The 24,322-nt window shown below is 37.7% G+C and carries 23 protein-coding genes; 11 read left to right on the top strand and 12 right to left on the bottom strand.

Annotated elements, in window-relative coordinates:
- Window positions 1-14: 14 nt before the first annotated feature.
- Together FJA49_RS04575 and FJA49_RS04570 are read right to left on the bottom strand one after the other, a co-directional pair.
- Entirely contained in the window at window positions 15-356 is a 342-nt protein-coding gene (locus FJA49_RS04575) for a hypothetical protein (RefSeq protein ID WP_139999324.1), read from the bottom strand.
- On the bottom strand, window positions 353-4,450 hold the full coding sequence (locus tag FJA49_RS04570; RefSeq protein ID WP_139999322.1) for a hypothetical protein: 4,098 nt from the start codon (window positions 4,448-4,450) through the stop codon (window positions 353-355). The genes FJA49_RS04575 and FJA49_RS04570 overlap by 4 nt, the downstream gene beginning before the upstream one ends.
- Window positions 4,451-4,857: 407 nt before the next feature.
- On the opposite strand from FJA49_RS04570, the gene FJA49_RS04565 reads away from it, so the two are divergent.
- The gene (locus tag FJA49_RS04565; RefSeq protein ID WP_139999320.1) at window positions 4,858-6,231 is read left to right on the top strand and encodes a gluzincin family metallopeptidase; all 1,374 of its coding nucleotides are present in this window, start codon (window positions 4,858-4,860) and stop codon (window positions 6,229-6,231) included.
- A gap of 10 nt (window positions 6,232-6,241) precedes the next feature.
- On the opposite strand, the gene FJA49_RS04560 is transcribed toward FJA49_RS04565, so the two are convergent.
- Both FJA49_RS04560 and FJA49_RS04555 read right to left on the bottom strand, forming a co-directional pair.
- Window positions 6,242-7,372, bottom strand: a complete 1,131-nt coding sequence (locus FJA49_RS04560) for an FAD-dependent monooxygenase (RefSeq protein WP_139999318.1) — start codon at window positions 7,370-7,372, stop codon at window positions 6,242-6,244.
- Window positions 7,373-7,437: 65 nt separating this feature from the next.
- Window positions 7,438-8,004, bottom strand: a complete 567-nt coding sequence (locus FJA49_RS04555; RefSeq protein ID WP_139999316.1) for a Crp/Fnr family transcriptional regulator — start codon at window positions 8,002-8,004, stop codon at window positions 7,438-7,440.
- A 59-nt stretch (window positions 8,005-8,063) separates the two neighbouring features.
- Here FJA49_RS04555 and FJA49_RS04550 point away from each other — a divergent pair, with 59 nt between their 5' ends.
- The 3 genes from FJA49_RS04550 (at window position 8,064) to FJA49_RS04540 (ending at window position 10,113) form a co-directional block, all read left to right on the top strand.
- Window positions 8,064-8,624, top strand: a complete 561-nt coding sequence (locus FJA49_RS04550) for a Crp/Fnr family transcriptional regulator (protein ID WP_139999314.1) — start codon at window positions 8,064-8,066, stop codon at window positions 8,622-8,624.
- Between the two features lie 77 nt (window positions 8,625-8,701).
- Window positions 8,702-9,442 (top strand): SDR family oxidoreductase, encoded by a 741-nt coding sequence (locus tag FJA49_RS04545; RefSeq protein ID WP_139999312.1) that lies wholly within the window; start codon window positions 8,702-8,704, stop codon window positions 9,440-9,442.
- A gap of 5 nt (window positions 9,443-9,447) precedes the next feature.
- Window positions 9,448-10,113, top strand: a complete 666-nt coding sequence (locus FJA49_RS04540) for a hypothetical protein (RefSeq protein ID WP_139999310.1) — start codon at window positions 9,448-9,450, stop codon at window positions 10,111-10,113.
- Here the strand turns inward: FJA49_RS04540 and FJA49_RS04535 are convergent, their stop codons facing one another.
- Window positions 10,114-10,491, bottom strand: a complete 378-nt coding sequence (locus FJA49_RS04535; protein WP_139999308.1) for a Fur family transcriptional regulator — start codon at window positions 10,489-10,491, stop codon at window positions 10,114-10,116.
- A gap of 130 nt (window positions 10,492-10,621) precedes the next feature.
- On the opposite strand from FJA49_RS04535, the gene FJA49_RS04530 reads away from it, so the two are divergent.
- Window positions 10,622-11,533 carry an NAD(P)/FAD-dependent oxidoreductase gene (locus tag FJA49_RS04530; RefSeq protein WP_139999306.1) on the top strand — a complete coding sequence of 304 codons (912 nt, stop codon included), beginning with the start codon at window positions 10,622-10,624 and terminating at the stop codon, window positions 11,531-11,533.
- A 42-nt stretch (window positions 11,534-11,575) separates the two neighbouring features.
- On the opposite strand, the gene FJA49_RS04525 is transcribed toward FJA49_RS04530, so the two are convergent.
- On the bottom strand, window positions 11,576-12,190 hold the full coding sequence (locus FJA49_RS04525; RefSeq protein WP_199758350.1) for a hypothetical protein: 615 nt from the start codon (window positions 12,188-12,190) through the stop codon (window positions 11,576-11,578).
- Window positions 12,191-12,430: 240 nt separating this feature from the next.
- On the opposite strand from FJA49_RS04525, the gene FJA49_RS04520 reads away from it, so the two are divergent.
- From FJA49_RS04520 to FJA49_RS04495, 6 genes are all read left to right on the top strand, one after another.
- On the top strand, window positions 12,431-13,441 hold the full coding sequence (locus FJA49_RS04520; protein ID WP_139999304.1) for an LLM class flavin-dependent oxidoreductase: 1,011 nt from the start codon (window positions 12,431-12,433) through the stop codon (window positions 13,439-13,441).
- Window positions 13,442-13,525: 84 nt separating this feature from the next.
- Window positions 13,526-13,816, top strand: a complete 291-nt coding sequence (locus FJA49_RS04515; protein WP_139999302.1) for a hypothetical protein — start codon at window positions 13,526-13,528, stop codon at window positions 13,814-13,816.
- A 179-nt stretch (window positions 13,817-13,995) separates the two neighbouring features.
- Window positions 13,996-14,451 (top strand): hypothetical protein, encoded by a 456-nt coding sequence (locus FJA49_RS04510; protein WP_139999299.1) that lies wholly within the window; start codon window positions 13,996-13,998, stop codon window positions 14,449-14,451.
- Window positions 14,452-14,490: 39 nt separating this feature from the next.
- Window positions 14,491-14,961, top strand: a complete 471-nt coding sequence (locus FJA49_RS04505; RefSeq protein ID WP_139999297.1) for a nuclear transport factor 2 family protein — start codon at window positions 14,491-14,493, stop codon at window positions 14,959-14,961.
- Between the two features lie 13 nt (window positions 14,962-14,974).
- Complete coding sequence (locus FJA49_RS04500) at window positions 14,975-15,871, top strand: tetratricopeptide repeat protein (RefSeq protein WP_139999295.1); 897 nt, start codon at window positions 14,975-14,977, stop codon at window positions 15,869-15,871.
- A 77-nt stretch (window positions 15,872-15,948) separates the two neighbouring features.
- Entirely contained in the window at window positions 15,949-18,231 is a 2,283-nt protein-coding gene (locus FJA49_RS04495; protein WP_139999293.1) for an acyl-CoA dehydrogenase family protein, read from the top strand.
- A 1-nt stretch (window position 18,232) separates the two neighbouring features.
- Here the strand turns inward: FJA49_RS04495 and FJA49_RS04490 are convergent, their stop codons facing one another.
- The 6 genes from FJA49_RS04490 to FJA49_RS04465 form a co-directional block, all read right to left on the bottom strand.
- Window positions 18,233-19,279 carry an o-succinylbenzoate synthase gene (locus FJA49_RS04490; RefSeq protein WP_139999686.1) on the bottom strand — a complete coding sequence of 349 codons (1,047 nt, stop codon included), beginning with the start codon at window positions 19,277-19,279 and terminating at the stop codon, window positions 18,233-18,235.
- A 13-nt stretch (window positions 19,280-19,292) separates the two neighbouring features.
- Window positions 19,293-20,516: a tetratricopeptide repeat protein gene (locus FJA49_RS04485; RefSeq protein WP_233590068.1), complete on the bottom strand. Its 1,224-nt coding sequence runs from the start codon at window positions 20,514-20,516 to the stop codon at window positions 19,293-19,295.
- A 74-nt stretch (window positions 20,517-20,590) separates the two neighbouring features.
- Window positions 20,591-21,268 (bottom strand): metal-dependent hydrolase, encoded by a 678-nt coding sequence (locus FJA49_RS04480; protein ID WP_139999291.1) that lies wholly within the window; start codon window positions 21,266-21,268, stop codon window positions 20,591-20,593.
- An 11-nt stretch (window positions 21,269-21,279) separates the two neighbouring features.
- Entirely contained in the window at window positions 21,280-22,227 is a 948-nt protein-coding gene (menA, locus tag FJA49_RS04475; RefSeq protein WP_139999289.1) for a 1,4-dihydroxy-2-naphthoate octaprenyltransferase, read from the bottom strand.
- Between the two features lie 45 nt (window positions 22,228-22,272).
- Window positions 22,273-23,775 (bottom strand): PH domain-containing protein, encoded by a 1,503-nt coding sequence (locus FJA49_RS04470; protein ID WP_139999287.1) that lies wholly within the window; start codon window positions 23,773-23,775, stop codon window positions 22,273-22,275.
- Entirely contained in the window at window positions 23,775-24,293 is a 519-nt protein-coding gene (locus FJA49_RS04465; RefSeq protein ID WP_139999285.1) for a PH domain-containing protein, read from the bottom strand. The genes FJA49_RS04470 and FJA49_RS04465 overlap by 1 nt, the downstream gene beginning before the upstream one ends.
- Window positions 24,294-24,322 lie beyond the last annotated feature (29 nt).

Below are 24,322 nucleotides of genomic sequence, written 5' to 3'. Positions count from 1 at the left end.
TATGATTAATAATCTTAAATCTCCAACTTATAGCTTGGGAACAGCTCGATTACTGAGCTATTGTTTTGCAAAAAATTTTTGATTTTATGTTCTGTAGTAATGGTCAGGTCGATATGATAGTTCAGCGCTGTAGTCCACAGTTCCGAATTTACGATTGGAAAATCGCATACCATCATCACATCCCAATCCTTGCCTTCCAATTTGTGCCAATCCTTGGGCACTACTCTACCTCTGCTACCGTATAAGTATATGGCTCTTACGGGAGTAATTGCCTCAATCTTAGCTTTCAGATCTTCTAAAATATATGGCAGCACGAGTTCGTGCTGCCATATGGCTTCTGCCTTTATTTGGCTCATATAGAAAATCTAGAAATCGGCAATAAAGCATTTAGGTCGGCAGAAGTTAATTCAGTCCCATAAGCATCCAACAGCCTATTTGTGTAGGAAGTAGGACTTGTAACCCTTACAGAATCCGTATTGAAAAGGATTTTTATCAAATCAATTTCTGGCATCATAGGAGTATATGGAGTTTCTTTCTCAAAAACGAATGTCGGAACCACGCTCGTGTCCACAATAAATCGGATTGATGCTTCATTTCCATCTTCAGAGGTAAATTGCTGGGCATCTATTCCTGGAATCAATGACAGCTGTTCTGCCAGCTTTTTATAGATAACTATTGCAGTATCTGTAGGCTGCCATGCCGCATTCCTGTGAATAACGATTTCCTGACCCATGCAACGGAAAGTTCTTGGGAAACTCGATTGCGAATCATAATATCCGATCGTTTCCATTCCGTAGTTATCCATCCTTTCATACGAGAAAGTAACCGTTTTTGAAGCGCTACCATTCATCTGTGCTCCTGTAATCTGGAAATTAGGAGAATGTGGCACAGAAGCAGGATCTTCAAAGTCTGACAAATCTTCGTCATATGGAAGTGCTTTATCGACTTTCAGTCCGATACTATCTGCCTGAAGGATTGTTAAAGAAGTAGGAATTCTTGTTGCCCAAGCTTTACCTTCTTTCAGTCCTTCTGGCTGGCGTAATTCATCGACAATAGAAAGGAACAATTTGTCTTCTATCACCGGTACCTCACCACCATTCCAGATTTGGCCTGTCTGCATATAATAGCTTACCGCTTCTTCAAATCCTGGTCTAACCGTTACGATTACTCTTGCCATACCTGCCTGCATAAAGCTGCGGAAAAGTGGGTCATTGTTATCATATTGGTATAGGTTTGCCCAGCTTTCTCTTGCTCCCCAATAGTAAGGATAGAAATTATAAGACATAATATCCCATTCAAAAGCCTGTTCAATGAATTTTACAAATGCTGAATAGTCATCCAGGTTGGCATCCACTTTTATTTCATGGTTGCCAAAATTTCTCTTTATTCCGGCAGCCAGCGATTTGCTCATGTCTTTTCCATAAGTTCTCTTTGCTGACGGAGTCTGGTCTACGATATAAGAAATACAGTTTTTACGTAATACCATATTTTCAATCTGACGGTAGAATCCTGGATTGGCTTCTCTGATTGCTCCACCTTTAGCATTCTCTTCGGCTAATTTCTGGTCATAATCAATCTTAGCTTCTTCATAAGCCTCGATAATTGCCCTGAATGTTTCTTGTTGCCATGCTAATTTAGTTTCTGGCAATACAGTAAGCTTGATTTCAAAGTTGACACTTCCGGCATGGTAACCTAATGAAGAGAACGATACTGGCACAGCTCCAACAAATTTTGAAATTGCCTCTTCATTAGACGAACCCGTATTGGTGATATTCATTAATCTTCCACCTGCAATTGCCTTGAAACCTACTCCTGGCTCGTTAGAAACATAAGCTCCAACTTTTGCATGTGTTGCATAGTAACCTTCTGGTAATGTAATGTTTTCACTTCCTGATCCGGATTCTTCCCATTCAGCTCCCATCGATTCTGGTGTTGTAAAAGCAAATGATTTACCTACCGTCATGGTTTCTACAGGTGCCGGCTCTAACTCTACATTGTACATTCCGCCCCAATATTTTACTGTGGCATCATTGATACTTGCATAGTCTTTCAGCTTTAGCGGCACAATTGTTCCAGTTGGATCAACGTATTTTCTAGGATCTACCGGTTCTACCAATTTGGTACCAATCGGATTTTCAGCCATGCCTAAAAGATGAAGTTTTGCCGGTTCCGGAATCATAAACTCAAACATCAAGCGTTTTCCATAGTTGAAAATCTGGTTCTTGAAAATCTTATCTACCCAACGGTAAACACCAACAACATGCTTGTCACCTTTGGTGTTATCAAAGCCGTGTTTGTTATTTTCTTCAAATTCCTCGACAATTTTTTCAATACGCTCTTCTTTTACCTTGGCAATGATTCTTTCCATTGCACGTTCCGTAACTTCTTTAGCCTGATTTACTGCCTGGCGTGTACTTTCTTCTTTTGAAGAATGCGTTGCCATATTTACATTAGCACCAAGATTAAAGCTGGCACCACCTGGTACTGACCATTCTGCACCAAAAGTTGCTCCTGCTGAAAAATCTTTGCTTTCCTGCAATACCTTGGCTACTTCGCTTTGCATATCAAAACGGCTGGTGTTGGTTGTATCAGACAGCAATTCCTTTTCATTTTCAATCGTAGTTGATGTCGTATTTTCGCTTCTGCGCAGTCTTCTTGTGGCTTTCTCTTTATATTCACGAGCCATGATGTTTTCTATCGCAGCAACTTCACCTTCTACATATCCTTGGACACTTTGTTGTACTTTTTTATAGTCGGCAATACCCAATTGCTTCACTCCAAATCCTGAAGGAATAAAAGTTGTATCGGCTCCTGTTAAAGGCACACCAGGAATAGTTGGAATTGTTGGAACTTCTTGGATTGGATCCAATACGATCAGCAACTTTCCTGTCGCACAGTTTAACGAATTCCAGAAGTTAGTCGTAAGTGATTTTTTAGCTCCATTCGAGAAGGTAATCAATACAGAGAAATTTTTCATTGTATAGTAAAAATCACCTAAGCTCAAAGCATCATGATGCAGGTTTGTCAAGGTAATCTTGTTCAATACTCTATTCTGGGTAAAAACCGTCTTTTTGATTTTTTCTCCTGAATGCTTCTCTACTGTTGATTCTACGCCTACTACCTGCCAAGAAGAATCTGGCACACTAAAACTAACATCAAAATTTACAAACGATCCTCCCGTTGCTCCGCTATACGTTTTAGGGCAAGCCTGATAATTAAACGGCAACGCCACAGCTCCTGTGTTAGTCGCAGGAATTACCACACCCCCAATACTTACAGAAACATTTCCTTGGTTTGGCGTATTGGCAATAAGATTCTGAGTATTATGAGAAACCCCGCCGTCAATCATTGTAAAGACATTTTGAAAACTAAGTGAGCTGGTTTCATATGCCAAAGGAGACAACGATCTGGCAGCTAATTTACCATCTCTCTGCTGCATTGGCTCTCTTTCGATTTCTAAAACATCTAAAAGAGTTTCAAATGCTCCTGGTGATAGTGTTCCCTGCAACGATTCTAAATCGATTTCATCCCTAAACTGGAACTCAAACCTAGGCAATCTTGGTTCTGGAACAACAGGAGGCTGATTACATGGATCTGCAGGATTATACGGAACCTGAGGATCCCTCACGCTGCACCATCTTGTGTTGGCATCTTGAACAGCTCTTTCATGCTCTTCTAATATTGGCCTAATCTCGTCCTGATAGGAAGCCTGAGCTCTCTCGTAATTTTTTTGATATTCCTTTTTGTGGCTATTTTCAGCTTTCTCAAGTTCTTTCTTGAGCGTCTTGTGCCTTTCAATGTTGATGTTGGCTAAAGAAACTGCTTGATACTGTTCCATATCAGCACTAGGAAGCGTCATAACTGGCTCATCACCTGTAGCTAATGCTTCTACAGCCATCCTCGCCATAGCCGTCCCGCCTGAAGCTGATTCTTCTACAAAAAGCGCTTTTGGAAGCACAACTTTACCATTCATCAGAAACTTGGTCAGCTCTTTATTTCCTTCCTCATAGTTTTTGTAAAGGTTGAAAGCCACCAATAACTGCATGATGATTTCTTTTACATAAAAATCTTTTTGCGTAATTACCTGATAGAAGAGGTTGTTCCATAACAAAGGAGCGTCGATTGTAAGATTTTGAGGCAATTCTGATAGTTTATTTTTTACTTCAGAATCTACATAGGAATACTTGTTTTTGGCAATCCAAACAGCTAGGCTGTAAAGCTTTTCGTTAACCGAAGTCTTAATGGCTGAATCAGTAGCCGGAGTAAAGGTCACTCCTTTCATTGCCTGCCATTTGGTTTTGTTTCCTCTGTTGGTCACAGCCGTATCAAAGACTCCGTTAACACCGGCAGCTCGATACACAAAACGTTTGTCTTTGTTAGTCTCTTCCGACAATTCCGGTGATCTCATTGTCACAAATCGGAAAAGCGTGTTTTTAATTTCTGTACTCATTTTTTTCGTGTTTAAATTATAAGATTAATTTCCTGTAATATTCGTGGCGAATAGAATTCTTTGTATTGTTTTCCGGACAACAAGGTTTTTGAATGGCTATTAGTGAATGATTACAGTACAAATATAGAAGAAATAAATCTTAATTACAAATAAAAAATAAGATTATTTTCAATTATTTTTTAACTCATTGAATACTACCTTATTTGCTTATATTACTTATTTAGCAATTATCAAACTATAACGTAAGTATCTAATAATAATACACTTAAAATCATTAGTTGTATTAAAAATAAAAGTCTATCAAATTGATTTTTCTAAAACAAAAAGGAGAATATTTTCTAATAACCGTTTATTTTACGGTTTCCGCTGAATTCTTATATTGCATCATTAACAGTATAAGATAAGCCATGCTCAAAAAGCTCCTTTTTCTATTTTTCGGATTTCAGACTATTTATGCTCAAGAAAAAACACCTCATTTAAATGGTAATGTGAAAATTTCAATTGCTGAAGGTACATTTGAATGCGATTTTACACTCAATGACATTCCCAACATCAAAGATTATTATATCCGTATTAATGCCGGAATGAATATCCTTAATTTTAAAAGCCTGAAACCAAATGAATTTTTAATCGGCTATAGCTTTTCTCCTAATGACAAAGCTTATGAATCAAGGGGTTATTATTTTCCGGCTAACAACACAAATGATAAGTTTTTACCTAAGGTAGTACAGGTAAAATATGTAGGGAAATTTCCTATCATAAAAGACACTATAAGTGATTATAGCCGTAAAGACTGGAAAGGCAATATTGCATTTAATTCATTTTCGGTACGTGCCGATGGAACACAGAGCGCGTGGTATCCAATCTTATACGACGTTACAAACGACAAGATATACGACCAGATGACCTATGATGTGACTATTGAATGTGTAGATTGCAATACTTTATATGTCAATGGAAATATTCCGGTAAAAACATCTAAAAATCGATTTATAAGTGATACTCCAAAAGAATTGATGCTATTTTGCGGAAATTACGATTACAAACAAATCAATTCGACCTATATCCTAAATCCCGATATTGGTATTGACAAACTAAAAGAGTTAGAAGCTTTTACAGGTACTTTTAAAAAGTACTACGAAAAAAAACTGTCGATTCCTTTTGGACAACCAATTACCTTTATACAGACGACACCAACTTCTAAAAAAGACGGCTGGCTTTTTGTTGCCTATCCGACTATCGTTAACGTTGGATACGGAAATAACAGCCTAAGCGGTCTTCTCGATAAATGGTTCAAGCCTTTTATCGCTCATGAATTGGGGCATTATTATTTTGGCACTTATAAGGTATTTAATTCTGAACTGGGTGATATGCTAAGCGAAGGTTTTGCAGAATATTTGTCATTAAAACTCTCCTTAGACATATTAGGTAAAGATGTCTACCAGAAAGAAATCAATGAAAAATTCGAATTTCTAAGTGATTTTAAAGCGATTCCATTCCAAAAAGTAAAAACTACAGCAGATTATACAGACCGAGAGACTTATGTATACGATTATGCCCCTGTAGTATTCCTTGCAATTGAAAAAGAAATTGGCGAAAAACAGATGTGGCAATGGATAAGCACTCTATTACAATCTAAAGTGGAAATGACTAATTATGATTTTATGGTTAAGACACTCAATAGTACATTAAAAGACAAAACAAAGTTGGAAAATATCATCTCAAAATATTTCGCTTCGGACGATTCAGTTGAAAATGCTATTAAAAAACTAAAAAGCTGATTCTATCAAATCAGCTTTTCTTTTCTAAAGTAAATAATTTTTCCAACTGTTTTCTATTAAGATAATCCGGCGTCATCTTCATCACAAAATCCCTAAACGCAATAGCTAACGGATTCCTGAGTTGTGACAGTTTTCCTATTTTCCAGCTCATATTAACTACAGCATGCGCTTTCTTCTTTCGTAATAGCGGATATAAGCGGAAAGCCTCATTTATGGAATGTTTTTGAAGTAGTTTTCCCAAAACATAAGCATCTTCTATAGCCTGGCAGGCACCTTGCCCCAAATTAGGTGTTGTGGCATGAGCCGCATCACCAATAAGGCAAACGTTATCCAAATTCCATTGCTGTATGGGTTTTAAATCCATAATTGACGATACAAACCAATTTTCCTTTGGAGTGGCTTTTATTATCTGCGATACAGATGGATGATATACGTTTAAAAAAGGCATAATGTCAGAATCAGCCTCTGCCATATCTTTATCAGCCAGAAAATACCAATACAATTGGCGGTCGTTAAGCCGTACAAAGCCAAATCTGGTGCCTTTTCCCCAAGCCTCGTTTGCTTCGTGTCGGTAGGTTCCTAACATCTCTATATTAGAGACTACGCCTCGCCAACACCATTGCCCAGCATCCCGATACTCGCTTTCCGGAAATAATTGAGTCCTTACAACTGATCGTATTCCATCAGCACCAATAAGATACGGAACATCAACGAAAGTTCCGTCTTCAAATTCAAGACGGGGATTATTTTCAATGGGGATTATTTGCTGTACTCTTTTACCCAAAACAATATGCTCCAGCCCTACTTCTTCTGCCAATACTTTATGAAGGTCAGCCCTATGAATGGCTGTAGTACTGACATTAAATTGTTTTTCGAAAAAACTGAGGTCGTTTGAAGAAAGCTTATCAAAGTTAGGCTTGGTAAGATGTATTGCCGAAATCCGATTCCCATTTTTGGCTACTTTATCTGCCATACCTAAATCAGAATAAACCTGCATGGCATTCATTGCCAATATAATCCCTGCTCCTACAGGTTTTAATTCGTCTGCGCTTTCATAAACCTTAAAAGATATTCCTGCTTTTTTTAGAGCTAGGGCAGTTGTCAACCCTCCAATTCCTGCTCCGATAATAGCTATTTCCATTTGATGTTGTTTTTGATAAGGCAAAATTGCACTGCCGGAAATAAAAAAACGTTCACTAAAGTTAATTAATTGCTTCGTTTTCGGATACGACTCAACGATTGAGCAGTAATGCCGAGATAGCTGGAAATGTATTTCTGGGGAATCTTCCGAATAATTTCAGGTGATTTTCGTAAAAGGTTCTGATACCGTTCTTCCGGACTATAAAACAGCAAGTCTTCTATTCTGCGTTTGGCTTCCAAAAAACAGATATCCGACATTGTACGGCTAAATTTAATCCAGAAAATATCACTATCGATTAGCTCATCCAGTCTTTCTTTATCAAAAACCAGGATTTCCGTATCTAAAGTAGTCTTGATAATAAAGTTGGATTTTTGATGGGTTATATAACTTTCGTAATCCCCGAAAAAGTCGCCATTTACCTGTAACAGAAAACTTATTTCTTCTCCCAAATCATTCACACAGTAAGTTCTTACGGCTCCATTGATAATATAGCCCAGCCAATCGCAGACTGCATTACCTTCAAATAGGACACTATTCTTTTTAAACTTCCTGTATTCTGAAACCGACAGAAATTCTTTTAGCCGATCAGCACTTAGTCCCAACCGCTGGGCCAGTTCTGTTTCATTTATCATGGATACGATAATTTATTAAGACAAAAGTAGTAATTTGGAAAGCAAATTCTTTTGTGCTGATGGACAATTCAAAAGACCTACTCAAACGGCTGGACATACCTGAAAAACAGGCTGACGATCTATTGTCTATTTCAAAAATCAAGCAAATAGGCAACGGAGAAGCTTATATTTCCGAAGGACAGATACCCAAAACATTTGCTATCGCCATCCAAGGGCTTTTCCGGTATTATTATATAGACGACAAAGGAAATGAGTTCACTAAAGGTTTTATTCTGCCTGAGACAGTTTTAAGCGCCTATTCGGCCATGTTACATCAAACACCATCGTTTTTTTATATCCAGGCTCTTGAAGATTCTGAAATACTGGAAGTGGATTATAAAAAATGGCTTGAATTGCAGCAACAGGATTCTTTTTGGGACAAGTTTCTTATCCGTGCCTTGGAAAAAGGGTATTTTACCAAAGAAAAAAGAGAGCGAGAATTGCTTTTGCTCGATGCAGAGGCACGCTATAAAATTTTTACCACAGAATTTCCTGGTATGGAAAAAAGAATAAAATTACAGATTGTGGCTTCTTACCTTGGCATACAGCCCGAATCGTTAAGCCGTATCCGAAAAAAATAGGTCCACTTAACATATATCAATTCCTTAGCCAATCCCCAATCTTATTTTTGGTTCCTAAACCAATAAATAAGAATCTTATGATTTTACAAAACAACACCATTCTGATTACAGGCGGCAGTTCTGGCCTGGGATTGGAAATGGCAAAACAATTTATCCGTAACGGAAACAGAGTCATCGTTTGTTCAAGAACGCCTGAAAAATTACAGCAAGCATGCGAAATAGCACCTGAAATAATAACCTATACTTGCGACATTTCAATTGAAGAAGAACGTAAGAAACTCAGCCAATGGATTGCGGAAAATCATCCCGGAATAAACATATTGATCAATAATGCAGCTATCGTGAATCGGACTCATTTTGCAGAGGACAGAAATAGCTATGAGAAATCGGTCAATGAAATAGATACTAACCTACAAGCTCCAATTCATCTGTCTAAGTTATTTTTGCCTCTATTATCTGCCAATCCAGAGGCAAAGATTATCAACATCACTACCGGATTGATTTATGTGCCCAGAACAGATTATCCGTTTTACAACGCGACTAAAGCCGCCCTGCATTCGTTTACACAAGTCTTAAGAAGTCAACTCAAAAACAAATCTATAGAAGTGATTGAAGTATTGTTTCCGGTTGTCGACACGCCTTGGCATGAGGGCAATGCTCCTAAAATAGCTATAACTGCTGAAAAAGCTGTCAATGAAATGGTAAAAGGCTTAATTGCCGGCAAAGACGAAATAAAGGTCGGAAAAGTCAAGCTACTGTATTATCTGTCACGTTTTGCTCCAAAGTTTGCCTTTCGAAAAATCAATTCTTTGAAGTAAACCAAATGATTAAGACAATCGCTTATATTTGCAGTAAAGCCTACTTCATGAATTCGAAAATAATCTTGTTTTTCTCTTTATTCTTGCTCTTTTCCTGCAAAAAAGAAACTGAAGCCCGAAAAATTGAGAAAGAAAAAGAACCGGTCGAAACTATCGAAACCGTTGCAAGCCAACCAGAAGAAGGTTTTCATTTTGAAAATTTCCCTATCGAAAAAGGACAATTGGGGCCGATAAAAGTAGGCACATCATTAGAAGATGCCGAAAAACACTTAAAAGAACTCACCCGAAAAAGATGTGATCCGTTTGATTTTGGATATGATGGTGGTGGTGATGCTTATATTTACTATTGGAAAGACCAGCCTATTGTAGCACTTGTTCCTGAAAGAGACAGTAACACGCTACTTGCCATAGCAGCCCTACACAAGAAACTAAAAACAGACAAAGGATTACATCCCGAAGCTACCATAAAAGACATACTACAACTCTATGGAGATCTTCCTATACATCAGAATCTTATGATGAGCTGGGAATTTATGCATGACGAAAAAACAGATTGGGAATTTGTATTCATGAAAGATCCTGAACATCAGGTAGGCACTTATGAAAATACTGATTCTCCAGGCAAAGTAACAGATACCAATGCCAAAATAGATTGGATTACAATTCGATAATTACTGGCTACAGGAAGGACAATAACCCGAGATAAAGCCGTTAAAATTAGCTACACGATAGCCTGAAGGCAGATTAAGATCCGCTTCATTAGCCAGGCATTCTACTTTGCCACATCCTAAACAGCGAAAATGAAAATGATTGTGGTGATGCTTTTTTTTCTCACAATTGATACAGATGGCAAAATACTGTTTTCCATCATCACCCACAATCCTATGCGCAATACCATCCTCACAAAAACGATTCAACACCCTGTAAATAGTAGCCCTATCCACCTGACCTTCCAATGAAGCCAACAGGTTTTCATGGCTTAATGCCTGTTTGGATTTTTTAAGCGAATCGAGGATTATTCCTTTTGTTTTTGTGTTTCTGGTATTCATGTCATTATTTTTTAATGCGACTTAGTTGCAATAGTACGAAAAATATTTATCTTTGATGAAGTTTTCAGGAGATACCTTTTCAGATATCGCGCCTTTTACCCATTTTTTTTCAAATCTAAAATAAAACACAATGGCAGACAACAGCACTTTTGAAGTTATTATCATAGGCGGCAGTTATTCGGGTCTTTCCGCAGCAATGAGCCTTGGACGCTCATTACGAAAAGTCTTAATCATTGACAGTGGTAAACCTTGCAACAGGCAAACGCCACATTCCCATAATTTTCTGACTCAAGACGGTGAAGCGCCTGGAACAATTGCTCTAAAAGCCAAAAAACAAGTATTAGACTATCCTACGGTGAGTTTCCACGAAGGATTGGTTACAAAAGCTCAAAAAACAGAAAATGGGTTTGAGATATTGACCGAAGTTGGAGAAAAATTTACTTCAAAAAAAATGATCTTCGCTGCCGGATTAAAAGATATTTTGCCCGAAATAAATGGTTTTGCAGAATGTTGGGGTATTTCTATTTTACATTGCCCCTATTGTCATGGCTACGAAGCACGAAGTACCAAAACAGCCATTTTCGCCAATCAGGACAGCGGGTTTCACTATGCACAACTGTTATCCAATTGGACAAAAGACCTAACTCTTTTTACTGATGGGATTTCTATTCTGACAGCAGAACAGGCCGAAACAGTCAAAAAAAATGGAATTAAAATCATTGAAGAACCTGTCAGCCATATCGAACATGACAATGGCAAAGTACAGCATATCGTATTTAAAGATGGCTCTAAATTTCCTGTAGAAACCATTTATTGTAGGCCCAATTTTACACAGCACTGCCCTATTCCCGAAGAATTGGGTTGCGAAATGACCGAACAGGGACTCATAAAAACTGATGCTTTTCAGAAGACAACCATTGATGGCGTATTTGCCTGTGGTGACAGTACAAGCGGAAGATCTGTTGCTGTATCCGTTTCAACAGGTTCAATTGCAGGAGTTTTTGCCAATAATGAATTGACAGGAGAAGCATTTAATAGCTAACAAAAAAAACGACGATAATTTATCGTCGTTTTTTCTTCCCTCTTATTTCTTAGATTTCTTTTTCTTTTTGGCTTTTGCTTTAGCTTTAGCTACTTTTTTTGCTTTAGCTTTTTTTCTGGCTTTTTTCTTTTTTTCCTTCTCTTTTTTCTTTTTAGCTTTTGCTTTTTCTTTCTTTTTCTTCTTTTCTTTTTCGGCTTTCTTTTTCGCTTTTTTAGCCTTTTTAGATTTTTTCTTATCCTTTTTTACTTCTTCAGTATTTTCTTGAGCTGCTTGTGCAACTACAGGCTTTTCTGCCTCTGGTGAAGCTGCTTCTGTATTTTCTTTAGGTTCTGCCTTTGCAGGTACAGCTTTGTTTGCGGTAGTCGTTTTTGCAACAGGCGCTGTTCTTGTTGCCGCTGGTTTAGTCGTAGCCGTTACTGTTTTAGTCGCTGTTGTTCTTGCAGCAGCTGGTTTTGCTGTTGCTGGTTTTGCAGCAGTTGTTCTTGTTGCGGTTGGTTTTGCCGCTGTGGTTTTAGCTGCTGTACCGGCTGGTCTTGCTGTTCTAGCCGTTGAAGCTGGTTTTGGACTCGCTGGTTTAGTTGCGGCCGGAGTTGCTTTTGGAGCATCCTGGCTTATTTCCGGCGTATTTCCTGAATTGGTTCCATCTATCTGACTCATACTATTGGATTTACTATTTGTTTATATTATTAGAAATTCGTTGAGGTTTCTATCTGCATTTCGTTAAAGTTAAATCATTGTAAATTTAACGTTAACAAAATTAAGACTTAAACAGATACGCCAATGTTAAGTTTTCACTTACGGCAAAAACTTAACATTGGAAATTTTTAGGAAAAAAATAACACGTTTGACGGGCTGTCTCAAATTCGCAAAAGTGATTCGTTTCTTATCTTTACAAATATGAAAAATATTAAATTGAGTATCCTTGATCAATCCCAGATTAGGAGAAACGGAACGGCAAGACAAGCTTTGCTGGAATCCGGAGAATTAGTACAACTAGCAGAAAAATTAGGGTATACACGATATTGGGTTTCAGAACATCATAACTTCAAAATGGTAGCCGGAACGGCACCTGAAATATTGATTCCTTATTTAGCATCCAAAACAGCAACTATAAAAATTGGTTCAGGCGGTGTCATGCTGCCCAATCACAGCGCTTTCAAGGTGGCAGAAAACTTTGGGTTGCTGGAAACGCTTTTTCCAAAAAGAATCGATTTGGGAATTGGACGTGCTCCTGGAGGCGATAGGGTTTCATCTCATCTGCTTAATCCATCAAATACCTTTAGCGAAAAAGAATTTTTCCAGCAATTAACAGATGTCCAGGCCTTTCTTAGAAATGAAAGTATACCGGATTCCGTACATGAAAAAGTAAAATCATATCCATGCCCGGATGAAATTCCCAATCTGTGGATTTTGACCTCCAGCGGTGGCAGTGCGCAATTTGCAGCTCACTTTGGAATGGCATTATCTTTTGCACAATTTATCAATCCGGATAGTGGTCCTGAAGTTGCAGCCTTTTATCGTCAGAATTTTAAGCCTTCAGCTGAGTTAAAACAGCCAAAAGTAAACGTAGGCATTTTTGCTTTCTGCTCTGAAGACGAACAGAAAATAGCCGATTGGATTACGGAATTCGATTATAGAATGCTTTATATTGAAGCTGGAGCGGCGGGAGAGCTTCCTTCTTTTGAAGAAATCAAAAATATGGGCTACACATTACAGCAAAAAGCAAGAATAGCCTATAACAAAGGACGCTATATAGCTGGTACTCCGGAAAAACTCAAGGCCGCTATCGAAAAAATTGCTGATGCCTATGAAACGGATGAAATCATGATTGCTACAATAACAGAAAATTTCGAAGACCGAAAAAAATCCTACGAATTACTAGCGAAGCAATTCATAATGTCTTCATAAAATTGGTGATTTGGGCCATCTATTTTAGGGTTTTTAAATAAAATTGAGTAAATTCAAACTAGAAACCTTCAAATTCCTATTCCAATGAAAAAATTAATCATCATAACAGGCCTAATAGCACTATTTGCATTTGCCTCATGCAGAGAAGATAAAAAAATTCCTGAGCCGGCTCCTAAAACGCCACCAGTAGATAATCCTACCCCACCGCCTTCTCCAAAAACGGGTATTCCTGCCGAAACACCGGAAGAAGATGGAACCAGCATTTCAGTAAAGAAAGACGGGGCTTCGGTTGAAACAAAAGACGGCAAAAATAAAACAGACATCAGCGTTTCAAAAAATGATGCTTCTGTCGAAATCAAGAAATCTAAAAACTAAACAAATAAGCCAGCATAACCAGCTGGCTTATTTAAATTGTATTTAAAAAAACAACTCCTTATACTCCATTTTTATATTTTTAAATAATTACATTTTCACTTTACATAAATTTAATTATTTACTTGTAAATAAGTTGCTTAAAAATATAATTTAATTAAAAACACATTAGAAATACCATCATGAAAAAGCTATTCTTACTCTTGCTCTGCATCGCTATTCTCGGTGCCTGTAAATCCAAACCATCAGCTCCAAAAATAGCGAAACTAGAACTTTCAGAAGTGAGTCCATCACAAAAAAACAGAGCCTACGAACTCGGAAAAAGAATGCTGAATGCTTGTAACACTTCCAAATTCAAACCGTTCACAAAAGAAGAAGCGACAGAAAAAGTAATACAGAATGTAACTTTAGATAAACTATCCAGTACCTGCAGGAAGTTCTCAATCAAATACGGAAAATTTGAAGACATCCGATTGGTTGAAGTGATTAAAAACAAAGCTGACGAATCGCTTATTTTCCGTTACAAAGCCGATTACCAAAGGAAGTTTGCTCAAAAAGAACTGCAAGTTACCCTTGACAAAGAAAACAAGGTGTCTTCGATACGATCTACGGATTGGTCTGATGTATATGTTCCGTAGGAAATATTTACCTATTTTTAGCCTATCAAAACCCAGAAGATGAACACCAACGAACAGATTATCGAAGAATTTTATGGTGCTTTTGCAGCCCAAAACCCGGAAACCATGGCCAGCTGCTATCATCCGGATATCGTTTTTGAGGATCCTGCTTTTGGAAAACTGCACGGAAAAGACGCCTCAGACATGTGGCATATGCTTATTGAACGGGCAAAAGGCAACCTTACAGTAGAATTCTCTGAGATACATGCTGACAGCCATACCGGTACAGCAAAATGGACTGCTATTTATCATTTCGCAAAAACCAACCGTAAGGTAGTCAACAAAATAAACGCTTCCTTTGAGTTTAAGGACGGGCTTATCATCAAACACACAGATAGTTTTAACTTCTGGAACTGGTCCAAACAGGCACTTGGAACAACAGGTTTATTGCTAGGCTGGTCTTCTTTTCTTCATAAAAAAGTACAACACCAAGCTTTAGAAGCATTGAGAAAATACCAACAAAAACTATAATTCACGCTTATTTATGAAAAAAGCAGCCTACTTAGCATTATTATTCCTTTCAATAACTGCCTATAGCCAAGACTCGTATAAGAATTTTCAAGAGGCTTTGAAAGCAAAAGACACGACGAAACAGTTGCAAATCCTAACCCAGTGGGAAAAGTCAAATAATAATGACCCTGAATTATATACGTCTTATTATAATTATTTTTTTTCAAAAAGCAGACAGGAAGTCGTTTCTATCAATAAAGAAAACAAAGGCTCAGAAAGCCTGAAATTAGTAGATTCTACGGGAAATGTTGCCGGTTATATGGGCAGTTCAATTGCATATGATATTTACTTCCGGAAAAAAGCTTTTGAAAGCATCGATAAAGGAATTTTAAAATTCCCTAACAGGCTCGACATGCGTTTTGGTAAAATTTACGGCCTGGGCTTAACCAAAGATTATGAGGCTTTTACAAAGGAAATAATCAAAACCATTGAACAATCAGGCAAAAACAATAACAAATGGCTTTGGGCATTGAACAAGCCGGTCGATGATCCGGAAAACTTTATGCTTGGAAATATCCAAAGCTATGTCGAACAGCTATACAATACAGGCAATGATAATCTCCTCAAAAACATCAAGCGAATTTCGGAAACCGTTTTAAAATACTATCCCAAACATGTAGAAAGTCTTTCAAATATTTCTATATTCTATATCATCAATAAAGAATACGATAAGTCATTGCAGTATTCTCTCAAGGCGTATCAAACAAATCCAAAAGATGCAATTGTTTTAGGCAATATTGCCTATACCTATAAAGAAAAAGGCGACAAAGCCAATGCCATTAAATTCTATGAACTTACTTTAGAATACGGTGACGAAAATGCAAAACAACAAGCACAAAAAGCTCTTGACAAACTCAAACAAGCTAATTAAATTAACAAACATTTAAAATCCTACGCCGCCATAATTGCTTAATTTTAAGGAAATATCATTTCCTAGAATTTTACATTATGGCAAATCCCATCCTTAAGTCTTTCCTACCCCTATTTTATATCGCCTGGTCTGATGATGTACTCACAGAAAAAGAAGCTACTCTGCTTAAAGAATCGATTAATTCTCAAGATTGGCTGACAAAAGCTGACAAAAAAGAACTCCTTTCTAAAATAAATATCGACAATCCGCCAACACGAACAGAACTTCTGGAATGGAAAGAATCTATACAGAAAGCCGTAAATGAAGATAGCGAAGAGGAATTGCTTACGGATGTCGCTCTAAAACTTGCTCTGCTAGATGACCCAAAAATCAGCAACGAAAAACTAAAACCACTTTATTTCTACCTGCAAAACTTAGAAAAGTCACTAGGAATCATAAGCCTTGAGGCAGTTTATGCATTTAAGGAAAAACACGATACCATTACCTCTAAATACAGTACCGAAGCCACTTTTTCAGTCGAAAAATTAACCGAGATACTGGATGGAAACCAAGCCAAAACCATTAATACTGTCAAAAAAATAATCAGTCGCCCTGCTTTTAAATACGAAACATCTACTGATATTGAGGTTTATCGTGCAAAAGTACTGGAATGGTGCAAAATACTGGCCAAAGAAGGACTTGGAGCTACGGCCTACCCTAAAGAACACGGAGGACAAGATGATGTTGAAGCTTATTTTTCTATTATGGAAACCCTGAGTTACCACGACTTGAGCCTCGTCATCAAATTTGGTGTGCAGTTTGGACTTTGGGGAATGAGCATCCAATCGCTCGGAACAGAAAAGCATTATGCCAAATACTTGAAAAACGTAGGTTCTCTTAAGCTTCCCGGTTGTTTTGCCATGACCGAAACCAACCATGGTTCCAATGTAAAGTCACTTGAAACAACGGCTACTTATGATCATACAACAAAAAAAATAACCATAAACACACCACATAAGCTTGCCAGAAAAGAATATATTGGCAATGCGGCACGTGACGGGCAAATGGCTACCGTATTTGCAAAACTGATTATTGAAGGTAAAGATCATGGCGTAAATGCCTTTATTGTACCTATACGTGATTCAAAAAACAAGGTACTTGAAGGCGTTACGATTGAAGATTGCGGTCATAAAATGGGATTAAACGGCGTAGATAACGGAATCATTTATTTCAACAATGTTGTTATCCCAAAAGAAAATATGCTGGATCGATTCGCATCCATCAACAGCAAAGGACAATTTACAAGTCCAATTGCCAGCGACAACCGTCGTTTTTTTACCATGCTGGGCACTTTGGTCGGAGGAAGAATCGGAGTTCCACGTTCTGCATTAGCTGCGGCCAAATCAGCTTTAACGATTGCCGTACGTTATGGTGACCAAAGACGACAGTTCGGGCCTCAGGGAGGCTCAGAAGTGCCTATATTGAATTACAGGATACACCAACGCAGACTTATGCCTTATCTGGCAAAGTCATATGCTGTTCATTTTGCATTGCAATATGTCACACAGCGGTTCGTCAAAAGACAAGAATCCGAAATGCAGGAAATCGAAGCTCTGGCTGCCGGAATGAAAGCGTATTCTACCTGGAACACACGAGACACCATCCAGGAATGCAGGGAAGCTTGTGGCGGAAAAGGATATTTGTCTGAAAACAGGTTTGATGCATTGAAAAATGACACCGAAGTCTATACGACTTTTGAAGGCGACAATACCGTATTGATGAATCTGGTGGCTAAAAACCGACTTACGGAATTCAGAAATCAGTTTGGAGAAATGAATGTCCTCAGCCTTTTCAATTATGTAGTCGACCAGGCCAAAACTTCCATTACCTATAAAAATCCTTTTGCTACAAGGAATACAGACGAAAGTCATCTGATTGACAGTGAATTCCATATCCATGCCTTTATTTTCCGCGAAAAGGAAATACAAGCTTCCGCCGCAAAACGTATCAAAAAACTATTGGACAGCGGGCTGGATTCTTTTGATGCCTTTAATATTGCTCAGCACCATCTGATCAATGTAAGCCAGGCCTATCTGGAAAGAATCGTATTGGAACAGTTTCAACTTCAGGTTGAAAACACAAAAGACGAAGGCAGCAAGGCTATTTTGAAAAAACTCTGCCAGCTTTATGCACTTTCAACACTTGAAAAAAATGCCAGTTGGTATCTGGAACAAGGCTATATGGAAGGCGTAAAGACAAAAGCCATCCGAAAAGAAGTAAACCAATTATGCTGGGAAATCAGGCAAAATGCAGTGCCTCTTGTGAATGCTTTCAACATTCCAGAAAGCTGCTTGAGCGCACCGATTATCACAAAGCAGTAAATCAGGAATCCAGAAGCTGGTCAATATTCCACTCCAAGTTGGGATTATAAACCAATTCGCCATTTTTTACTTCCAGCGGACAATCAAAATTGTTTGTATAAAGACCTCCTGTGCCCAAACCTTGCGGCATTGGATTTTGCTGCAGGAATGTCCATTGGGCAATTGCATTCAATCCGATATTGCTTTCCAAAGCTGAGGTAACCCACCAACCAATATTGTATTTTTCGGCCAGTTCAATCCATTCTTTTGAACCCCGAAAACCACCCACAAGACTTGGCTTTAAAATGATGTATTGAGGCTTAATTTTTTGCAACAAAGCTTCTTTTTCAGCATAACCAAAAACACCTATGAGTTCTTCATCCAAAGCAATAGGAAAAGGAGCGTTTTTACACAATTCTGACATACTGTCATGTTGTTTTTTTTGTATAGGTTGTTCTATGCTATGTATTTTAAATTCAGATAATTGATTTAATTTAAACAAAGCTTCACTTGAAGTAAATCCGCCGTTAGCATCAACACGTATTTCAATAGTGGAAGCATCGTAATTTTCACGTATTAAACGCAATAATTCGAGTTCTTTTTCAAAATCTATGGCTCCTATTTTAAGTTTTATGCAATGGAATCCTTCTACTAATTTTTCTTCAATTTGGGACTTCATAAAAGCCGGCTCACCCATCCAAACCAAACCATTGATTGGGATGTTTTTTTTGCCGTTTGTAAAATCCGAAGGGAACAATAAAAAAGGTGTTTCGCTTTCTAAAGATTGGAAAGCCATTTCAACACCAAATTGCAAAGAAGGAAATTCAAGAAGCATTTCCCAAAGCTTTTCTTTTCCAAGATGGATGTTTTCGCAAACCCATTTTAGCTTTTCTTCATAATCCGGTCTGTCATCAGCACTTAACGTTCTGAGGATGCCGCACTCTCCTATCCCAAATTTGCCATTTTCCTCAAGAATAAGGAACCATGTTTCCTTTTGAGTTAAAACACCTCGTGATGTACCTGAAGGTCGCTTAAAATCGAGTATGTATTTTTTATAAGACGCTTTCAGCATTGTTTTTAATTTAATCTTCAAGCAGTTTTAGAATCCTATCAAAATCGTCATTTACAAATCCGGCCTTTCTAAGGTCTTCAATATCAAATTGCGTCTTGGCTTTCCACGACAGGGTTGTCGTAACGTTCTGTCCTTTGTATTTTTTATGGATTTCCTTCGCTTTTTTATAATCGCCTTTCAGCAAGTATACATGCGCCATATTCAATTGAATAAGCAATTCCGACTCATCCCTGCTCTCTCCATCTTTTAAAGCTTTTAAAGCCTTGTCAAATTGCCTAGAATACAAATAGTATTGTCCTAGGGCATTATAATCCAACACGGTCGCATTTCCGTTCTCAACAACTCCGGTCTGCAGCAAATCGATTGCCTGTTCGTACTTTTTGTTTTTAAAGTACTGCATGGCATCCAGCCGTATAGAAGTCAGGATTGATTTGTTCGCCGGCTTTTCTGAAAGGCAAGCATTACCAAAATCCTTAAATGCTTTTGCTTTTTCTATCATCAAAAGGTTTTGGAATTCCTGAAACTTATAGCGTTTCTGCATTTTTTCAAGAATACAAAGTGAAAAATCATCTGAATTAAGCATTTTTTTAGCCAAATCAGATGTTTTGATCTGCTTGATAATTGTTTGCCTGTTTTCTAATGTCCAGCCACGGCTTAATTTATTGTCTACCCAAGGCACAATTTCAAGGACAATTTTCTGTTTCATGATCCAGTTCATGCTTTCAAAACCAAACCATAAGTATTCCTGCCCTGTTTTTAGGCAAGAGGATTTGTCTATCGAAAGGCGTCGGGCTTCTTTATTTACGGCAGTATTCTGAAAAAGGCAGGCATTATCTGTTTTTCCTTTTTCTTTATATTCTTTCGCAAAGACATTACTTGAAAATATCCCGTATTTGCATTTATCATCACCGGAAATCTTAGAAGTCAGGAATACGGCACCGGCAGCACCCTGGCTAATCCCACTTGGATCTGGTATTGCTTTTAGCAGTGAACTAAGACTGCCAGCCATTTGCTGGTTTTCATCCAGAAGAGTAATTCTATAAACGATTTCCGTTGTGCCCGCAGGAAGATCTTCCGTTCTCACCGTTATCTTTTCTCCCGCAGAGACAACAATCTCTTTTGTTGTAGCACGATCTTTGTCCCAATAGCCATCTTGCTGCGAAAAAGCAGACTGGACTAAAAATGACAGCAAAAGGATCGTAATTTTTCGTGTAAGCATTTGCAAATAATTCATTAGTAGCCCCGTATTTAGAGCATAAAAAAAGAAAAAGGACTTTTGAAATCCTTTTTCCTTATCATTTAATTGTATTAGATATCGATTGAATCTCCTATTTCTAACAACATCAGGTCTTTTCCTTTGTCAAAAAATTTCTTTTTGGCTTCTTCTTTGTCAATCTTAATATACCCGAAAGTATCATAGTGACAGCCTAAAATCTTATCGCATTCTACAAAATCAGAAGCAATGATAGCATCTTCTACATCCATCGTAAAATTGTTTCCTATCGGGAAAATAGCCAAATCAAGTTTGGTTCGCAACGGAATCAACTTCATATCAAAAGTCAAGGCAGTATCACCGGCAATATAGATGTTCTTATGTTCGCCTTCAATAACAAAACCGCCTGGATTTCCTCCGTAAGCACCGTCATTAAAAGAACTGGAATGAATCGCATTTACATATTTTACGGTTCCAAAATCAAACTTCCAGCTTCCTCCGTGGTTCATAGGATGGCTTTTTAGCCCTTTTGCCTCAAAATACCATGCTATTTCAGCATTAGAAATAATAGTCGCTCCTGTGCGCTTGGCAATAGCTTCTACATCCAGCACGTGATCACCATGAGCATGCGTTACTAAGATATAATCCGCTTTAAGTTCATCAATATTGATATGGCTAGCCAATTCGTTGGCCGTGATATAAGGATCTACAATAATATTTTTGCCTCCTACTTCAATACCGAGGCTTGCGTGTCCGTAGAATGTAATTTTCATAATTCTTTATTTTAATTATTTACAATAATGTCCGAAAGGAAGAAAATAAGACATAGCGAAAGCAGTACAGACAAAAGGAACGTACTGATAGCCAGCTTTTTTAATTCCGGATCTAATTTTTTAGGGTCTTTATTTTTATAAACCGTCATCAGATGGCTGATTAGAGGAAAATAAGCCACGACAAAAATATACTGGTCAAATTGGAAATTATTCAATACTGCAAAAACCAGCACCAAAATCATAGCCGAAATCACCAAAAAGTAATGGTATTTTTTTGCTTTTGCACCACCTATCTTTACAACGATAGTGTTCTTTCCTGATTTCTTATCCGATTCTTCGTCTCTCATATTGTTGAGGTTCAATACTCCAACACTCAAGAAGCCTATTGCAATTGCCGGAAGAAAAAGCTTATAATCCAATTCTTTCGAGTACAAGAAGTTAACACCCAGCGTACTTACCAGTCCGAAAAATACAAAAACGAAAAGATCACCATAGCCACGATATCCGTAGGCCGTATTCCCTACCGTGTATCGAATTGCTGAAGCAATAGCCAGAAGTCCCAATATCAAAAATAAAATAGAATAACCTATATTGTTTTCTCCAAAAGCGAAGTAAATCAGTAAAACGGCTGAAATAAACGTCAATACGGAAGTAATGATAATGGCGCGCTTCATGGCCTGTGGAGAAATGACACCGCTCTGGATGGCACGTTTCGGCCCAATTCGATCTTCATTATCAGTACCCTTAACACCGTCTCCGTAATCATTTGCAAAATTGGAAAGCACCTGAAGTCCCAGTGTTGTCAGTATAGCAAAACCAAATAGCTGCCAGTTGAATACTTCCGTAGGCGTCAGCACATTAGCTGTTGGATATGCCAAAGCATAAACGCTTCCCACAATTATTCCTGATACCGAAAGTGGTAATGTTCGCAGACGTGCTGCTTCAACCCAATGTCTCATTTTTAGTGTTTATTCGTAAATAGTGTTTTCTTTTTATCGGCAAAGTTACATCCAATTTTCTTTAGATGTCTCCACCTGATACAGCCAATAATTGACCAATTGTTTTATATGCGTGAAATTTCCAAATCTAAAATCAACATCACCGGCTGCCGTATGCAAAATCAAATGGCCTACATCTGAGCTTTTATGCCAAAAATACTGTTTGGCAGTAATCGACTGGATTTTATGAGGCTCGATGATTTCATGCTCTACATCCCAGGCACCGTGTCTTTTTATGATAAAGTCCTGATTTACATACAATGCATGATTTTTATAGCCGAAATAAATCAGGCAGCTTATAAGACATAAATATACAAAAACAAGCGGTATATATATCGTCATATTTCCAATTTCCGAGTAATGCAATAGGGTTAAAATAGCAGCCAAAAAGGCAACTGCAGAAAATGTCCTAAAAATCAGGTAGCGGAAATTGGAACGGTATTGAGCTCCTTTTTCTGGAATTTTTCCAAGGATAATTTTAAGTATCTCATCCCTTTCTTCCGTATTACAACCCGGAACTTCAATTGCATTGCTTTTTTTCTTCTGCTCTTTCACTTCATCACTCGATGCCTGCTTCATGTTCATATCCAGAATTCGGAATTTTTTCTGGAAATAATTCTGGCTATACGATGTGATTTGAACCTTATCAGGATTTAGAAGCGTGTTTTTCTTTGCAAATAGTCCGGCCGTAATAACCAGCGACTGTTTTTGCTTGATCATTACAAAATCAAAATGTTTGATAAAGGTTCTAACAATATTGATAAGCAATACCAAAACCAGTAATCCAAAAATTAATATCCCGGCAGAAAAGAAACCTGCACCTCTTTCAAAAACAGTATCTACCTGTTTCTCGTCAATTTCAAATGTGCTTATTGCATCTTTAAAACTTTGATACAATGTGATGGCAAAAGTTATCAAAAGCGCTATGGTTCGCCCGTAATTGGATGTAATCCCTACTTTAAATAAAGTATTGTAACTTATTTTAAGAAAGGTTTTTGTGTCCGATTTTATTTCTTGATTCTCATCCAGAATTTCTGATTCTTTATCACCATAATCCAACAATCTTTCTTTGAGCAACAATGCCAATTTTTGATCAATTGCTCGAATGCTGATTTCTTTTTTATCAGTACCAGCGGTATCGATATCCAGGCTATAAACCCCGATTATTTTTTGGATTATGGATTGATTGATGTCTACTTGCTGGATTTTTGAAAGCTGAATACTAATCTTGCTTTTATTGATGACGCCTTTGCTCAATACAAATTCCTGCTTTTCTTCATCCAGAAAAAAGGTAAAATTTCTATATTTCAAATAGCCAATAACCAAGGTAAGCAACACCAATCCGAAAAAGCCAAGTCCAACAACCAGATACTGGTCTTCTTTAAGCTTGAATAGAATAAGCAATAAAGGAACCCACATTGCACGGACAATGCTCTGGAAAGTATCGGCAAACATGATTATTATTCCCGTAACCGATTGCCGCTGCGGGGTCGTAAAATCAAGCCTCATCAAATCTGATTTTGGATTTTCTGCATCAGCATTTCCTTGATACTTTCTGCTTTTTCTTTTTCGATTCCTGAAATTTTCACATCACTGGTACTACCACCAGCTGTAAATATCTGGATTTGCGCCAGATTGTATATTCTGGAAAAAGCGCCTTCATGCATGGCTACATGCTGAATTCTATTGAAAGGCATTATGGTAGTTGTGGTTGAAAGTATGCCTCTTTTATAAAGGATATCTTTTTCTCTTATTGCAAAAGCACGCCTTTTTACGGCTATAATCGAACTGAAATACAAAAACAAAGCAAAAACCACATACGAAATCCCAAAAAACAAATAGGTTTGAGTATCCTGAAATTCTTCATTAAAATAAATCAACGCACCTATACCAATAGCCACAATCAATAAAACAATAGCAATATTGATATAAACGACCTTGATGTAGTTTTTATTTAATGAAGAAAAAGGTACTTCTTCAAACTTTGGTAGCTGATTGAGGTCAATGGTTTCGTTTGTAAACTCCATTTCGTTTGGGGGTTTTCTGAAAATTGTAT

Source organism: Flavobacterium microcysteis, from assembly GCF_006385255.1.
Lineage (GTDB): Bacteria > Bacteroidota > Bacteroidia > Flavobacteriales > Flavobacteriaceae > Flavobacterium > Flavobacterium microcysteis.
Note: the sequence above shows the minus strand (reverse complement) of the source record. Positions and strands in the feature narration are given on the sequence as shown.

Coding starts and splice junctions, on each gene's coding strand:
- FJA49_RS04575 (WP_139999324.1), bottom strand. CDS start 356: ATGAGCCAAATAAAGGCAGAAGCCATATGGCAGCACGAACTCGTGCTG.
- FJA49_RS04570 (WP_139999322.1), bottom strand. CDS start 4,450: ATGAGTACAGAAATTAAAAACACGCTTTTCCGATTTGTGACAATGAGA.
- FJA49_RS04565 (WP_139999320.1), top strand. CDS start 4,858: ATGCTCAAAAAGCTCCTTTTTCTATTTTTCGGATTTCAGACTATTTAT.
- FJA49_RS04560 (WP_139999318.1), bottom strand. CDS start 7,372: ATGGAAATAGCTATTATCGGAGCAGGAATTGGAGGGTTGACAACTGCC.
- FJA49_RS04555 (WP_139999316.1), bottom strand. CDS start 8,004: ATGATAAATGAAACAGAACTGGCCCAGCGGTTGGGACTAAGTGCTGAT.
- FJA49_RS04550 (WP_139999314.1), top strand. CDS start 8,064: ATGGACAATTCAAAAGACCTACTCAAACGGCTGGACATACCTGAAAAA.
- FJA49_RS04545 (WP_139999312.1), top strand. CDS start 8,702: ATGATTTTACAAAACAACACCATTCTGATTACAGGCGGCAGTTCTGGC.
- FJA49_RS04540 (WP_139999310.1), top strand. CDS start 9,448: ATGATTAAGACAATCGCTTATATTTGCAGTAAAGCCTACTTCATGAAT.
- FJA49_RS04535 (WP_139999308.1), bottom strand. CDS start 10,491: ATGAATACCAGAAACACAAAAACAAAAGGAATAATCCTCGATTCGCTT.
- FJA49_RS04530 (WP_139999306.1), top strand. CDS start 10,622: ATGGCAGACAACAGCACTTTTGAAGTTATTATCATAGGCGGCAGTTAT.
- FJA49_RS04525 (WP_199758350.1), bottom strand. CDS start 12,190: ATGAGTCAGATAGATGGAACCAATTCAGGAAATACGCCGGAAATAAGC.
- FJA49_RS04520 (WP_139999304.1), top strand. CDS start 12,431: ATGAAAAATATTAAATTGAGTATCCTTGATCAATCCCAGATTAGGAGA.
- FJA49_RS04515 (WP_139999302.1), top strand. CDS start 13,526: ATGAAAAAATTAATCATCATAACAGGCCTAATAGCACTATTTGCATTT.
- FJA49_RS04510 (WP_139999299.1), top strand. CDS start 13,996: ATGAAAAAGCTATTCTTACTCTTGCTCTGCATCGCTATTCTCGGTGCC.
- FJA49_RS04505 (WP_139999297.1), top strand. CDS start 14,491: ATGAACACCAACGAACAGATTATCGAAGAATTTTATGGTGCTTTTGCA.
- FJA49_RS04500 (WP_139999295.1), top strand. CDS start 14,975: ATGAAAAAAGCAGCCTACTTAGCATTATTATTCCTTTCAATAACTGCC.
- FJA49_RS04495 (WP_139999293.1), top strand. CDS start 15,949: ATGGCAAATCCCATCCTTAAGTCTTTCCTACCCCTATTTTATATCGCC.
- FJA49_RS04485 (WP_233590068.1), bottom strand. CDS start 20,516: ATGAATTATTTGCAAATGCTTACACGAAAAATTACGATCCTTTTGCTG.
- FJA49_RS04480 (WP_139999291.1), bottom strand. CDS start 21,268: ATGAAAATTACATTCTACGGACACGCAAGCCTCGGTATTGAAGTAGGA.
- menA (WP_139999289.1), bottom strand. CDS start 22,227: ATGAGACATTGGGTTGAAGCAGCACGTCTGCGAACATTACCACTTTCG.
- FJA49_RS04470 (WP_139999287.1), bottom strand. CDS start 23,775: ATGAGGCTTGATTTTACGACCCCGCAGCGGCAATCGGTTACGGGAATA.
- FJA49_RS04465 (WP_139999285.1), bottom strand. CDS start 24,293: ATGGAGTTTACAAACGAAACCATTGACCTCAATCAGCTACCAAAGTTT.